The following is a 15,392-nucleotide window of genomic DNA, read 5'->3' as shown; positions in this document are numbered from 1 at the left end:
GAGAAGCATGCTCGGGCTACCCGATCACATTCAGGCGTGCCTGTTCGATCTCGACGGGGTGCTCACCAACACGGCGACGGTGCACGCCGCCGCGTGGAAGGAGATGTTCGACGACTTTCTGGAGAACTGGGCCAGTCGGTCCGGTGAACCGTTCGTCCCGTTCGACATCGGCGGGGACTACGCCGAATACGTCGACGGCCGGCCCCGGGTCGACGGGGTACGCGCCTTCCTCGCCGCCCGCCACATCCGGCTGCCCGAGGGGACCGCGGACGACCCGCCGTCCGCGCTGACCGTGAACGCCCTGTCCAACCGCAAGAACATCCTGCTCCTGAAGCGGATCCGGACCGACGGCGTGGAGGTCTACCCGGGCTCGAGGACCTATCTGGAGGAGCTGTCGAGGCGTGGGGTGCCCCGGGCCGTGGTCTCCTCCAGCGCCAACTGCGTGGAGGTGCTGCGATCCACCGGCCTCGACGCCTTCGTCGACGCGGTCGTCGACGGCGTGGTCGCGGCCCGGGACCACCTGGCCGGCAAGCCGGCGCCGGACACCTTTCTCGCCGGCGCCAGGTTGCTCGGCGTGCCGCCGGAGCGGGCGGCGGTGTTCGAGGACGCCCTGGCCGGCGTCGAGGCCGGCCGGGCCGGGGGCTTCGGCTACGTGGTCGGCGTCGACCGGGTGGGGCAGGGGCACGCCGAGCAGTTGCGCAAGCACGGCGCCGACATCGTCGTCGAGGATCTGGCCGATCTGCTCGCGCCGTCCACGCCGTCCACGCCGTCCGCCGCCGGGCGCGGCCCGGCATGATCGACAAGGCGTCCTATCTGATCGAGCCGTGGGCGATCCGGGAATCCGGAGTCGACCTCTACGATCTGGGCCGGTCCGAATCGTTGTTCGCGTTGTCCAACGGCCACATCGGGCTGCGCGGAAACCTCGACGAGGGTGATCCCCACGGACTGCCCGGCTCCTACCTGAACTCCGTGCACGAACTGCGCCCTTTGCCGTACGCCGAGGCCGGGTACGGATATCCCGAGTCAGGGCAGACGGTCATCAACGTCACCGATGGCAAGATCATCAGGTTGTTGGTGGATGACGAGCCGTTCGACATCCGGTACGGCGAACTGCTGTCGCATCAGCGGATGATCGACTTCCGGGAGGGCGTGCTCACCCGCGACGTGGAATGGGTCTCACCGGCCGGCCAGACGATCCGGGTGCATTCCGAGCGGCTGGTGTCGTTCTCCCAGCGGTCCATCGCCGCCTTCTACTACGAGGTCGAGGCGATCGGCGATCCGGCCCGGGTCGTCATCCAGTCGGAGCTGGTCGCCAACGAGCAGCTCCCGACCTGGCGCGGGGACCCGCGGGCCGCCGCCGCGCTGGAGTCGCCGCTGATCTCCGAGCGTCACCGTGCCGACGGGACCAAGGTCGAGACCGTCCACATCACCCGGCACAGCGAGATCCGGGTCGCCGCCGCCATGGATCATCACTTCGAGGGCCCGGACTCGCTGGGCATCTCCTCGGAGAGCGAGCCCGACGCGGGTCGGGTCACCGCGACGGTCGTGCTGCTGCCCGGCCAGAAGCTGCGGATGGTCAAGTGGCTCGCGTACGGCTGGTCCGAGCAGCGGTCCCTGCCGGCGTTGCGCGACCAGGCCGTGGCCGCGCTCGTCGCCGCCCGCCAGACCGGCTGGGGCGGCCTGGTACGCGAGCAGAAGGAGTACCTCGACGCGTTCTGGGCGCGCGCCGACGTCGAGGTCGACGGCGACCCGGAGGTCCAACAGGCCGTCCGGTTCGCGCTGTTCCACGTCCTGCAGTCGGCCGCCCGGGCGGAGCGGCGCGCCATCCCGGCGAAGGGCCTGACCGGTCCGGGCTATGACGGGCACGCCTTCTGGGACTCCGAGACCTACGTGCTGCCGGTGTTGACCTACACGGCCCCGGCCGCCGCGGGCGACGCGCTGCGCTGGCGGCACGCGACCCTGCCGCTGGCCCGGGAGCGCGCCGAGCTGCTCGACCTCGCGGGTGCGGCGTTTCCCTGGCGCACCATCCACGGCGAGGAGTGCTCCGGGTACTGGCCGGCGGGGACGGCGGCGTTCCACGTGAACGCCGACATCGCCGACGCGGTCGCCCGCTACGTCAACGTCACCGAGGACGAGCGGTTCGAACGCGAGGTCGGCCTCGAGATCCTGGTCGAGACTGCGCGGCTGTGGCGCTCGCTGGGTCACCACGACCTCGACGGCCGGTTCCGCATCGACGGCGTCACCGGCCCGGACGAGTACTCGGCGATCGCCGACAACAACGTCTACACGAACCTGATGGCGCAGCGAAACCTCATCGCCGCCGCGGACGCCGCCCGCCGCCATCCCGACCGCGCCGCCGAGCTCGGCGTGGACGCCGAGGTGACGGCCTCCTGGCGGGACGCGGCCGAGGACATGTTCATCCCCTACGACCCCCATCTCGGGGTCCACCCGCAGTCCGAGGGCTTCACCGAGCACCAGGTGTGGGACTTCGAGCACACCACGGCCGAGCAGTACCCGCTGCTGTTGCACTTCCCCTACTTCGACCTCTACCGCAAGCAGGTCGTCAAGCAGGCGGACCTCGTGCTCGCGATGCAGCGCTGCGGCGACGCGTTCACCATGGACGAGAAGATCCGCAACTTCGCCTACTACGAGGCGCTGACCGTCCGGGACTCCTCGCTGTCGGCCTGCTGCCAGGCCGTGATGGCCGCCGAGTGCGGCCACCTCTCCCTCGCCCACGACTACCTGCGCGAGGCCGCGCTGATGGACCTGCGCGACATCGAGCACAACACCGGCGACGGCCTGCACATGGCCTCGCTCGCGGGAAGTTGGATCGCCCTCGTGGAGGGCTTCGGCGGCCTGCGCGACGGCGGCGAGGTCATCGCCTTCTCGCCCCGCCTGCCGGAGGGCCTGACCAGGCTTGCCTTCGGCCTCTGCGTGCGCGGGCGTCACCTGCGGGTGGAGGTGTCCGATGCGACGGCGACCTACACCGTCTCCGAGGGTCCGGCGATGACCCTGCTCCACCACGGCCAGACGGTGCGGGTCCAGCCGGGCGAGCCGGTGAGCCTGGACGTGCCGCCCGCCCCCGTGCTGGAACGACCCAGGCAGCCGGCCGGCCGCGAGCCGCTGCGCTTCCTGCGTCCGCCCGGTGAGGGTGGCCCGTCCAACCCCGGCGCCGGCTCCAGCGCAGGCGGCGCCGCCAGCGTCGGCGGCGGCCACGGTGGCCACAGCGGAGTCGGCGGCCACCCGGGAGTCGGTGGCCACAGCGGAGTCGGCGGCCACACCGGTGGTCGCGGCGGCTCCGGAAGCACCGCTGGCGCGGTCCCCTCCGCCACCGGCAGCACCGTGGACGGCTGACATCGGCGCACGCCGCCGGCGTCCCGACCGGCATGCAGGCCAAGCCGACGACGACGGCGGCGGCGGCGATGCGGGACTGTCAGGGTCGGGCCGCCGGCGGCGGCGGGCGGGGGGCACGGGCCTTCCGTGTCCCGCCCCGCCGCACCCGCCCTGCCCCGCCTGCCGCGCGATCCGGTACGATGCGGATGCACTACGCGGGCGTAGTTCAGAGGCAGAACACGAGCTTCCCAAGCTTGCAACGCGGGTTCGATTCCCGTCGCCCGCTCAGACTTGGGTGAGGCTCGTCCGGGATCGCCGGACCTGCTCATTCTGCCGTTGCCAGGCTTCAGCTCTGGAGCCTCGGGTGAACGCCTGGACTTCTCAGCGACCTCGATGATGGCGACTGCTCGGACACCGCCGCTGTCGAGGCCGCGGACCCCGGTGCGGCGGCTGTCATTCTGGGGTCGACCTCCCTGTCGCCCCGGCCGGAGATCAGAAGAGGCGTAACACCGAGGCGGGCACAGCGTAGGAGACGCGGCCAGCCCCGCCGGGTAGGCCGACCCATCGCCGTGTTCAGTCGTAACCCGACCTTGTCGGCTCGCCTTCGCACCTTTCCGGCGCGGTCGCGGTCCGGTCGTCTCCGTCGGGGTCGGAGTCGGGGTCAGCGACGGGCCGAGGGCCGATCGTCGGCGTTGTCGGCGAGTGTCCATGCCCCGCCGGAATCATCCTGGTCGCCGTGGCGTACCTGCCGGCCGGAGCGGACCTGCCCGAGGAAGACGCTCACCGAGAGCCTCGATTCTTGACACGCTGAGTAGTAATCAAAACACTCTGCGTAGTCAGCCCGAGGAAGTGGAGCCCAGAATGTCCCTAGTGCGTGAATCACGCACCGCGCTCAGGCGCGGTCTCGTCGTCACGGCCGGTGTGGCGACCGTCATAGGAGGATTGAGCACCGGAGCGAACGCGGTACCTGGCCAGACGTCCACCCAGACCACCATAGCCAACGTCGTGGTCGGTTCGTCCATCACGCTCACCGGCCTCGTGCCGTCGTTCACCCTGGCCGGCAACCCGGGCGAGACCGTATCGACCACGGCCCCGCCCGTCACGTTCACGGTGACAACCAACAACAACGAGGGTTACACGGTGACGGTCGCGCCGGAGACGCCCACCCTGAATCCGACGACGCCGGGCAACACCGACACGATTCCGATCGGCGACCTTCGGGTCCGCGAGGCGGGAACCACCGCCTTCACCCCGTTGGTCTTCGGAACGCCCGTTACGGTACACACCCAGGCCACGCCCTCCGCAGAGGCGGGTGACACCTTCACAAACGACTACCAGATCACCATTCCGTTCGTGACTCCGGACACCTACTCTGCGGTCCTCGACTACGTCGCCACCACCCTGTAGTAATTCCTCCGAGGCAGCCGGAAACGGCTGTGGGACATAGCTGACTTCGGGCGGCATCGGGTCCCGGATACGCATAAGGGAGAGAAGAACATGGCGGTGGGTCGACGATGACCAACCGGCTTCGGCTGGGCGGTTGGGCAATTGTGGTGGCCACGTGTCTCGCATTGACGGTAGCACTGGTCGGCCCGGTGTCCAGTGCGACTGCGTCGACCCCCGCACCTTCTCCCCCCAAAGCGGACTTCGGACTGAGCGTCAGTCCGACGAGGCTGGTGATTCCGCAGGAGCAGCTCGCGAAGGACCAGCACTTCGCGGTGAGTAATCGTGGTCGCCTGCCGCTCGACATCGTGGTCAACAGGGCGGGCTTCACGGCCGGCCGGGACGGGACCCTCCAGTTCAAACGCGACGAGGGCCCGCAGTCGGCGATGAACTGGATAACGGTCAGCCCGGCCGCGTTCCATCTGGAGCCGGGCACCCGCCAGATCGTCGCCGTGCGGATCGCCGTTCCGCCGCATCCGGAGCCGGGCGATCACCACGTTGCGATGCTGTTCATGGTGCCCGCGCTGAAGGACGGAAGGACGATCCGGCTGAACCGCGGGATCGGCGCTCCGCTCTACATCACGGTGCCGGGCCCGGTGGACGACACCGTCCGGGTCACCTCGTTGCGGACCTCGGGATTCGCGACGAGCGGACCGATCGACTTCACCGCGACGCTGCGGAACACCGGCACAGTGCACCGCGACTTCCGCGGAAAGGGACATCTCAAAGTTCGGGTCGACGGGCGGGACGTCGCCTTCCCCGACTTTACCGTGCAGCGCGGGGCGACCCGGGTGGTCACCGCGCGGTGGAACGATCCGCCACGCATGTGTGTCTGCCGGGCGGAGGTCGCCGTTCCTGGCTCGAAAGGCAGCGTCAGTAGCGCGCGTGCCAGAGTCGTGCTCTTTCCGGTCGGCCAGGCGGCGCTGTTTGTCGCCGTCGCCGTCGTCATCCTCCTGCTCGGTGTGTTCATACGCCGGCGCTACCGGGCGCGAATTCTTGCGGAGGCCCGTGCCCTGCGGCGGCGGGAGGATTTCGTCGAGCCGCGTCAGGCCGGTGAGACCACCGACGGCGGAAGCACCGACCTCGCTCGGGACCTCCTGAGCCCGGAATCCGAGACCCGGGACGACACGCCCGATTCATAGTCGGCCGACGCTTGTTACTTAAGGTCATCGACTATAAACTCTATGTAATGAACGGTGTGAGGGGAACGAGACGGAGATCTCCGCGGAAGATGGCGGCGATCCGTGGTGGGCGTGCATTCAAGGCGCTGGTCATCGGCCTGGTGAGCCTTTTTCTGTCCGGTTCGATTTCGGCTCTCATGCCGACCGTCGCCTACGCCGCCGGTACCCTTCTGTTCAATCAGCCGTTCCACAACAACACACCGGACGGGCTCGGCTCGGTCGCGCTGCCGTTGCCACCGGTCAGCGCCACCGGCGGCAACCAGGCGTGTCTGACCGCGAGCGGCAACTCGAACACCGGGGTGCTGCGAAGCTGTACCTCCAGCAACGATGCCCAGGGCGCCGGGAAACTACGCCTGACCGCCAACGCGACCAGCCTGCAGGGCGGGGTCTTCGGCGCGACCAGCGTGCCGACCTCGCAGGGACTGGACGTCACCTTCAACTCGTACCAGTACGGCGGCAGCAGCGCCGACGGCATCGCGTTCGTGCTGGCCGCGGTCGATCCGGCCGCTCCGACGGCGCCGGCGCGCATGGGCCAGCTCGGCGGCGGACTCGGCTACTCGGCCTGGCTCGCGGCCGGCCTCAGCGGGCTGAGCACCGCCTACCTGGGAGTCGGCCTGGATGTCTTCGGCAACTTCAGCAACACCACGTACCAGGGCTCGGGCTGCACCAATCCGGCCTACATCTCCACCACCGGCGCGCAGGTCAAGGGGCAGGTCGTCGTACGCGGCCCCGGCGCGGGAACAGTCGGGTACTGCGCGGTGAACAGCACGGCGACGACAACATCCTCGCCGGTGGTGCCGTTGCACGCCGCCACCCGCGCGGCCTCGGTGGTGCCCGTCGAGGTGGTGGTCAACCCCACCGCGCAGACCATCGTCACGGACTCGGGTGTCTCCGCGACCCCCGGCTCCTACAAGGTCATCTTCACGCCGGTGGGCGGGACGTCGCGAACCCTGAGCGGAACGCTGCCCACCGTGCCCAGCGGGCTGTACCCGTCGTCGAGCTGGACGACGCCGGCCGGCATCCCCCGGCAGCTGGCCTTCGGCTGGGTGGGTTCCACCGGCGGCTCCACCGACTTCCACGAGATCGACAACACCAGGGTGGTGACCTTCAACCCGGTTCCGCAGCTCAACGTCGCCGCGACCAGTTTCACCCAGACGACCCTCGCACCGGGTGATCCGGTGACCTACAGCGTGACCGCCGGCGTCAGCGCCGGGGCGGACGAGTCCCTGCCCATCGCGGTGACGCAGACGATGCCGGCGGGCGTGGTCCCGGTGGGCGCGTTCGGCTCCGGCTGGGTCTGTCAGGCCCCGAGCGGGCAGACGATCACCTGCACCAACAGCAACGGACCCTTCACCAACGGGACCAGTCTGACCCCGATCACCGTGGTGGCGATCGTCACCGGTGCGAGCGTCACCCCGGCGTTCGTCCGATCCGCGACGACCACCACCGCCTCGGCGAGCGACGCGAACCCGGGCTTCGGCGCCGCGGCCACGGCGGGAACGATCGCGGCGACCCCCACCGGGATCGCGATCTCCCCGACCTCGGGGTCGATCTCCGGCGGTGGTGCGGCCACGGTGACGGGGACCAACATCACCGGCGCGACGGCGATCGAGATCGGGACGACCGCGCAGCAGCAGGCGGGTACCCCGGTGGTGCTGCTGCCCTGCCAGTCGGGGCCCGCCGCCGGCTGCTTCACCGTCAACGCCAACGGCTCGCTGGCGATCTCGTCGATGCCCGCCCGGACCAGCGCGGCGACGGTGGGGGTCACCGTCGTGACGGTCGGGGTGGCGGGGGTGACGTCGTACGTGTACACGAGCGCACCCGCGACCCCGGTGGCGCCGACCGCCACGGCGGGGGTCACCAGCGCCACGGTCACCTGGGTCGCCCCGGCGAGCAACGGCAGCACCATCATCGGCTACGTCGTCACCCCGATCCGTAACGGGGTGGCGCAGACGCCGGTGTCCTTCGACGCCTCGACGACGACCCGCACGCTCACCGGCCTGACCGCCGCCGCCTCGTACACGTTCACGGTCGCGGCCGTGAACGCGGTCGGCACGGGAGCGGCGAGCCCCGCCTCGGCGGCCGTGGTGCCCTACGCCCTGCCGGCCGCGCCGACGATCACGGCGGTCAGCGCGGGCAGCACCTCGGCGAACCTGTCCTGGACGGCGCCGGCCAGCAACGGCAGCGCCATCACCGGGTACGTCGTGACCCCCTACATCGGCGGGGTCGCGCAGACGGCGCAGACCTTCACGAGCACGGCGACGACGCAGAGCATCACCGGGCTGACCGGCGGAACCACCTACACCTTCCGGGTCGCGGCGATCAACGCGGCCGGGACCGGACCCCAGTCGGCCGCCTCCACAGCCGTGACGATCAACGTCTCGCCGAGCCTGGCCCTGCCGGCGCCGCCGCTGGGCGAGGTCGGGGCGGCCTACACCGACCAGTTCACCGTCTCCGGCGGAACCGCCCCGTTCACCTGGTCGATCAGCACCGGCAGCCTGCCGCCGGGCCTGAGCCTCAACGCCGCCACGGGTCTGCTCTCGGGCACGCCGACGACGGCCGGCAGCTATCCGTTCACCGTCCGGGTGGCGGACGCCAGCGGGCAGGCCGCGACGCAGAGCCTGACGATCTCGATCGCGTCGGCCCCGACCCTCCCCTTCCCGCCACCGCCGGCGGGCGAGGTCGGGGTGGGCTACAGCAACCAGCTGACGGTGTCGGGCGGCACGAGCCCGTTCGTCTGGTCGGTCAGCGCGGGGTCGCTGCCACCCGGGGTCACCCTGAACTCCTCGACGGGTCTGCTGTCGGGCACCCCGACCGCGGCGGGCACCGCGTCGTTCACCGTCCGGGTCGTGGACGCCTTCGGCCAGGCGGTGACGAAGTCCGTCAGCCTGGTGATCGTGCCGCGGCCGAACCTGGCGTTCCCGGCTCCCCCGGCCGGCCAGGTGGGTGTCGCCTACAGCAACACCCTCGTGGTCACCGGGGGGACCGCGCCGTTCACCTGGTCGGTCAGCGCGGGCAGCCTGCCGCCGGGGCTCACCCTGAACTCCTCGACCGGGGTCCTGTCCGGGACGCCCACCACGGCCGGCAGCACCCCGTTCACGGTCCAGGTCAGCGACGCGTTCGGGGCCACCGACACCCAGGCGGTCACCCTCACCGTCGGCTCCGGCCCCATCGTGATCGTGAAGTCCTCGAACGCGACCTCGGCCGCGCCCGGCGGCGTCGTGACCTACACCGTCACCGCCACCAACACGGGTGCGGCGGCATTCTCGGGCGTGACCTTCACCGACGCCCTGGCCGGGGTGCTCGACGACGCCACCTACAACGCGGACGCGACGGCCACGATCGGCGCGGTCGCCTTCACCAGCCCGAACCTCACCTGGACCGGGAACCTCGCCGCGGGGGCGGCGGTGACCGTCACCTACTCGGTCACGGTGAACAATTCCGACACGGGCAACCAGATCCTGTCCGACACGGTGACCTCCCCGACGGTGGGGACGACCTGCCCGGTCGGGGGGACCGACCCGCGCTGCTCGACCGCGGTGACCGTCTCGGTCCTGACGATCACCTCCGCGAGCACGGTGACCACGGCCGAGCCGGACCAGGTGGTGGGCTTCACCTACACGGCGGTGAACGACGGCCAGACCCCGTTCCCCAACGCGACCTTCTCGGTGCCGTTCGCCAATGTGGTGGACGACGCGACCTACAACCAGGACGGCGCCACCACGACGGGGCAGATCGCGAACGTCGGCGGCTCCCTGGTCTGGACGGGCAGCCTCGCGCCGGGTGCCTCGGTGGTCGTGACCCTCTCGCTCACCGTCAAGAACCCCGACACGGGCAACAAGGTCCTGACCACCATCGTCAGCTCGGCGACGCAGGGCAGCACCTGCCCGGTCGGCAACGCGCTACCCGCCTGTACCTCCACGGTGCCGGTGCTGACGCCGGGCCTGGCCATCACGAACACCGCGGACGTCTCCACCGTGACGCCCGGTGGCACCGTCACCTACACCGTGTCGCTGACGAACACGGGGGAGACCGCCTACACCGGCACCACGGTCACCAGCTCGCTGGCCGGAGTGCTCTCCGACGCCACCTACAACGCCGACGCCACCGCGTCCACCGGCACGGTCGCGTACTCCGCGCCGAACCTCACCTGGACCGGGAGCCTCGCCGCCGGGGCGAGTGCGACCATCACCTACACCATCACCGTGCTCGACCCGGATCCGGGCGACAAGCTCCTGGTCAACACCGTCACCTCGCCGGCGATCGGCAGCAACTGCCCGGTCGGCGGCAGCGACTCGGCCTGCACGGCGGTGGTACAGGTGCTGGTACCGGACCTGACCATCGCGAAGACGGCCAGCTCGGCGACGACGACCCCCGGCGGGGTGGTCACCTACACGGTGACCGTGACGAACTCCGGGCCGACTCCGTACACCGGGGCATCCTTCACTGATTCGCTCAGCGGTCTGCTCGACGACGCGACCTACAACGCCGACGCCACGGCGACCTCGGGCACCGTCGGCTACACCGCGCCCGCCGTGACCTGGCTGGGAGATCTCGCGCCCAGCGCCTCGGCGACGATCACCTACTCGGTCACGACCCACAGCTCCCTCACCGGCGACGCGATCCTGACCGACACCATCACCTCGCCCACGGTCGGGAGCAACTGTCCGACCGGAGGCACGGATGCTCGCTGCACCGTGGCGGTGCCGGTGTCCCAGTTGATCTTCAACTCGAGCTTCGGTTCGCCGACGGCGACTCCCGGCTCCGTAGTCGGGTTGAACATCACCTTCACGAACACCGGGCAGACTGCCTACAACGGAATCACCGTCGGTTTCAACGGAACGGGCATCACCGACGACGCCGTGGGAAACGGTGATCAGACGGCCTCCTCCGGCACGATCTCCGTTAATCCCGGCCAGGGGGCCATCTGGAGAGGTGACATCCCCGTCGGCGGCGTCGTCACCCTCGCCTCCACCGTGACGGTCAAGAATCCCGACCCCGGGAACCTGGTAATGACCCTGGTGACCCAGTCCGCCGCCCCGGGAAGCAACTGCCCGGCCGGCAGCAGCGATCCGCGGTGCACGGCCACGGCGAACGTGGTCGTTCCCGGCCTGACCATCGCGACATCGGCGAATGCCGCGACCGTGCAGCCGGGAGACACCGTCGACTACACGGTGACCGTGACGAACAGCGGCCAGACCCCCTACACCGGTGTCACGGTGACCGACGCCCTGGCCGGTCTGCTCGACGACGCCGTCTACAACGGTGACGTGTCGGCCTCCTCGGGCGCGGCGACCTATACGGCGCCGACGATCTCCTGGACCGGAAACGTGGCCCTCGGCGCTGTCGTCACGATCACCTTCTCCGTGACCGTGCTTGATCCGGATCCGGGCGACAAGATACTCGCCAGCGCCGTCACCTCGGAGGCCGTCGGGAGTAGCTGCCTGCCTGCCGGCGGAAATCCGGCCTGCCGGTCGAGCGTCGTCGTCCTCACCCCGGCGTTGACGATCGAACAGACGGCGGATGAAAACAACGCGGTGCCGGGCCAGGTGGTCGTCTATACCGTCACGGTGACCAACTCGGGCCAGACGGCGTATCCGGCGGCCACCTTCAGCAACCCGCTGAGCGCGGTCCTGGACGACGCGACCTACAACGCGGATGTCACGGCCTCCACCGGCACGCCATCCTTCGCCGGCGCCACGCTGAGCTGGACAGGCAGCCTCAATCCGGGCGCGACCGCGACGATCACCTATTCGGTGACGGTGAGGAATCCCGATCCGGGGAACGAGTCGCTGGCCAGCACGATCGTCTCGACGACCGGGGGCTCCAACTGCCCGTCCGGCGGATCCGATCCGCGCTGCACCGTCGTGCTCCCGGTCGTGGCGGCGGCGCTCCTGACGTTCACGAAGGAAGCGGACGCGCCTTCGGTGGCCGCCGGGGGAACGGTGCACTACACGGTCACGGTGGCGAACGCCGGGCTCACGCCCTACCTGGGAGCGGCCTTCACCGACGACCTGACCGACGTTCTGACCGACGCCACCTACAACGCCGACGCGGTCGCGTCCGCCGGCATCGTGAGCTACACCGCGCCGGTGTTGTCGTGGACCGGTGACGTACCGGCGTCCGGATCGGTCACCATCACCTACTCCGTCGGGGTGACTGGTCCCGGCACCGGCGACGACATCCTGGTCGACTCGGTGGCATCGGCCTCGGTCGGGAGCAACTGCCAGGCGGCGAGTACTGACCCGCGGTGCACAGCCACGGTCACGGTCAGTGAGCTGACGTTCGCCGAGTCCGCGAACGTGACGTCGACGACCCCCGGTGGAATAGTCACCTTCACCACCACCTTCACCAACACGGGACAGACTCCCTACACCGGGATCACGGCCTCGCTGGTCGGTGACGACGTCGTGGACGACTCCTCCCCCTACGGCGGTCAGAGCGCCAGCTCGGGAACGATGGTGGTCGGCGCGACCGGGCTGCAGTGGACAGGCAACATTCCGGTGGGTGGCACCGTGACCATTATTGGAAGTGTTCAGGTCAATGATCCGGATACCGGGAACCGGGTGCTGAAGGGCTCCATCGTCTCGGATGCGCCTGGTAGCAACTGCCCGACGGGTGGCACTGATCCGGCTTGTTTCGAAAGTGTGCCAGTGCTGCTCCCCGGCCTGACGATGACGACGGCGACGAATGTCAATGCGACTGTTCCTGGTGGTGTCGTGACGTACACCGTCACGATCACGAACAGCGGTGAAACGCCCTACACCGGGGCGACCGTCACCAACGACCTTGGCGGTGCCCTGGACGATGCCGTCTACGGCGGGAACGCCACCGCCTCCGCCGGGACGGTGAGTTTCGCGAGCCCGACAGTCTCCTGGTCGGGTGACCTCGCCGTCGACGAGGTGGTGATCGTGACCTTCTCGGTGACCGTGCGAAACCCCGATCCGGGTGACAAGATCCTCGCCAGTGTCCTGGCCTCGACCGACGTGGGCAGTTCCTGTCTGCCGGCCAGCGGGAGCACGGGCTGCGGCCACAATGTGGTCGTCCTCACCCCGGCGCTGACGATCGTGAAGTCGGCCAGCGCGGCGACGACGGTGCCCGGCGGCACGGTCACCTTCACCATCGCCGTGACCAACTCCGGGCAGACTCCCTACTCGGGTGCCGTGGTCAGCGACGCGCTGACCGGGGTGCTCGACGACGCCACCTACAACAACGACGCGGCCGCGACCGTGGGCACCGTCGGCTTCGCCAGCCCGACGCTCACCTGGACCGGGAACCTGAATCCGGGCAGCTCGACCACGATCACCTATTCGGTCACCGTGCTGACCCCCGACACCGGCGACGCCAAACTCGCCAACAGCGTCAGTTCCACGGTGGCGGGCAACAACTGCGCCACCGGAAGCACGGACTCGCGGTGCTCCGCCTCGGTACTGGTCAGTGAACTCGTGACCACCTTCACGGCGGACACGTCGACGGCCATCCCGACGCAGACGGTCCTGTTCACGCTCACCACCACCAACACCGGGGCGACCGCGTACACCAACGCCGAGGTGAACGCCGCCTTCCTCGGCCTGCTGGACGACGCGACCTACAACGCCGACGCGGTCGCCTCCTCGGGCCTGCTCCAGCTCAACCTGACGACCGGCCAACTGAACTGGGTCGGGGATCTGGCGATCGGGCAGACGTTGACGATCACCGGCTCGGTCACGGTGAACAACCCGGACACCGGGGACCGGACCATGACGGCGGCCGCGTCCTCCCCGACGGCGGGCAGCAACTGCCCGGCGGGGAACACGAACCCGGACTGCAGCGCCACCGTCACGCTCCTGGCTCCCAGGCTCGCCATCGCCAAGGCGGCTGACGTCACGACGGTGACCCCGGGTGGCACCGTCACCTACACGATCACCGTGACGAACAACGGGGAGTCGGCCTACCAGGGCGCCTCGGTGAGCGACAACCTCACCGGCCTGCTCGCCGACGCGGTCTACAACGCCGACGCGAGCGCCACGAGCGGGACGGTGACGTACGCGGCGCCGACGGTGACCTGGACGGGTGACCTGGCGATCGGCGCGAGCGTGACGATCAGCTATTCGGTCACGGTCAACGATCCGGACCTCGGCGACCGGACGCTGAACAACGCCGTGACCTCGCCCGCGATCGGGAGCACCTGCCCGACCGACGGGAGCGGCGGGCTCGGTTGCCGGGTCGCGGTTCCGGTGCTCGTCCCCGCCCTGACGATCACCAAGGCCGCCGCGACCGGCACCGGCAACGCGACCGTCGTCGCGGGCAGCGCGATCAGCTACACGGTCACCGTGGTGAACACCGGGCAGACCCCCTACACGGGCGCCTCGTTCACCGACGATCTCGCCGACGTGCTCGACGACGCCGCCTACAACGGCGACGCCACGGCCAGCACGGGCACCGTCGCGTTCACCTCGCCCGACCTGACCTGGACCGGGAATCTCGCCCTCGGGGCGACGGCGACCATCACCTATTCGGTGACCACGGCCCTGCCGGCCAACGGCGACCACGTCGCGATCAACGCGGTCGCCTCGACCACCGCGGGCTCCACCTGCCTGACCGGCAGCGCCGACGCCGCCTGCACGACGACCACCGCGGTGCTGGTGCCGGCCCTGGCGATCACCAAGACGGTCGACCAGACGTCGGCCGTCGTCGGCTCGACCGTCCAGTACACGATCACCGCGACGAACAACGGGCAGGCCGCCTACACCGGCGCGACCATCACCGACAGCCTGGCGACGGTCGTGAACAACGCGACCTACAACGCGGACGCCGCGGCCAGCGCCGGCACGGTCACCTACGCCGCGCCCACGCTCACCTGGACCGGGAATCTCGCGGTCGGCGCCGGAGTCACCATCACCTACTCGGTGACGGTCGACGACGCCGCGACCGCGGGCGCGGACCTGGTGAACCGGGTCGCGTCCACGGCCGCCGGCAGCACCTGCACCGGCACCGGCACCGAACCGGCCTGCACGACCGCGACGGCCATCACCGCCCAGAGCCTGGCCCTGACCGATCTCACCCCCGCCTTCACCCTCACCGGCGAACCGAACAGTTCCGTCGTCCAGAACGGGGCGGTGACCATGACCGTCACCACGAACAGCACGGACGGATACACGGTCGCGGTCCAGGCGACGTCGCCGACCCTGACGGGGCAGACGGCCGGCAACGGCGACTCCATCCCGGTGAGCTCCCTGCTGGTTCGGCAGTCCGGGACGTCGACCTTTACCCCGTTGTCCGACACGGTGGCGGTGCCGGTCTATTCGAAGGGACAGCCGTCGGCCCCGGGCGGGGACGCGGTCAGCAACGACTATGCGATCGATGTTCCCTTCGTCGCCTCCGACACGTACTCCACCACGCTCGACTACATAGCGGCCAGTCAATGAGGATGGCGGCCAGTCGATGAGGATGGCG

General features: G+C 69.9%; 6 protein-coding genes and 1 tRNA gene. 6 read left to right on the top strand and 1 reads right to left on the bottom strand.

Annotated features, from left to right (window positions below; genetic code table 11):
- Window positions 1–7: 7 nt before the first annotated feature.
- From FRAAL_RS28955 to FRAAL_RS28945, 3 genes are all read left to right on the top strand, one after another.
- Window positions 8–796, top strand: coding sequence for a beta-phosphoglucomutase family hydrolase (locus FRAAL_RS28955; protein ID WP_011607671.1), 789 nt, complete (start codon window positions 8–10; stop codon window positions 794–796).
- Window positions 793–3,354 (top strand): glycoside hydrolase family 65 protein, encoded by a 2,562-nt coding sequence (locus FRAAL_RS28950; RefSeq protein WP_011607670.1) that lies wholly within the window; start codon window positions 793–795, stop codon window positions 3,352–3,354. Before FRAAL_RS28955 ends, FRAAL_RS28950 begins: the two co-directional genes overlap by 4 nt.
- Window positions 3,355–3,548: 194 nt before the next feature.
- Window positions 3,549–3,619, top strand: a tRNA-Gly gene (locus FRAAL_RS28945).
- A 375-nt stretch (window positions 3,620–3,994) separates the two neighbouring features.
- On the opposite strand, the gene FRAAL_RS35680 is transcribed toward FRAAL_RS28945, so the two are convergent.
- Complete coding sequence (locus tag FRAAL_RS35680) at window positions 3,995–4,117, bottom strand: hypothetical protein (RefSeq protein ID WP_256788229.1); 123 nt, start codon at window positions 4,115–4,117, stop codon at window positions 3,995–3,997.
- Window positions 4,118–4,203: 86 nt separating this feature from the next.
- Here FRAAL_RS35680 and FRAAL_RS28940 point away from each other — a divergent pair, with 86 nt between their 5' ends.
- From FRAAL_RS28940 to FRAAL_RS28930, 3 genes are all read left to right on the top strand, one after another.
- The gene (locus tag FRAAL_RS28940) at window positions 4,204–4,740 is read left to right on the top strand and encodes a hypothetical protein (protein WP_231861414.1); all 537 of its coding nucleotides are present in this window, start codon (window positions 4,204–4,206) and stop codon (window positions 4,738–4,740) included.
- A 107-nt stretch (window positions 4,741–4,847) separates the two neighbouring features.
- Window positions 4,848–5,918: a fimbrial biogenesis chaperone gene (locus FRAAL_RS28935; RefSeq protein ID WP_157892253.1), complete on the top strand. Its 1,071-nt coding sequence runs from the start codon at window positions 4,848–4,850 to the stop codon at window positions 5,916–5,918.
- Between the two features lie 89 nt (window positions 5,919–6,007).
- Window positions 6,008–15,364 carry a DUF7927 domain-containing protein gene (locus FRAAL_RS28930; RefSeq protein ID WP_157892252.1) on the top strand — a complete coding sequence of 3,119 codons (9,357 nt, stop codon included), beginning with the start codon at window positions 6,008–6,010 and terminating at the stop codon, window positions 15,362–15,364.
- Window positions 15,365–15,392: the final 28 nt, after the last annotated feature.

The sequence above is a fragment of the Frankia alni ACN14a genome (assembly GCF_000058485.1).
Taxonomy (GTDB): Bacteria; Actinomycetota; Actinomycetes; order Frankiales; family Frankiaceae; genus Frankia; species Frankia alni.
Note: the sequence above shows the minus strand (reverse complement) of the source record. Positions and strands in the feature narration are given on the sequence as shown.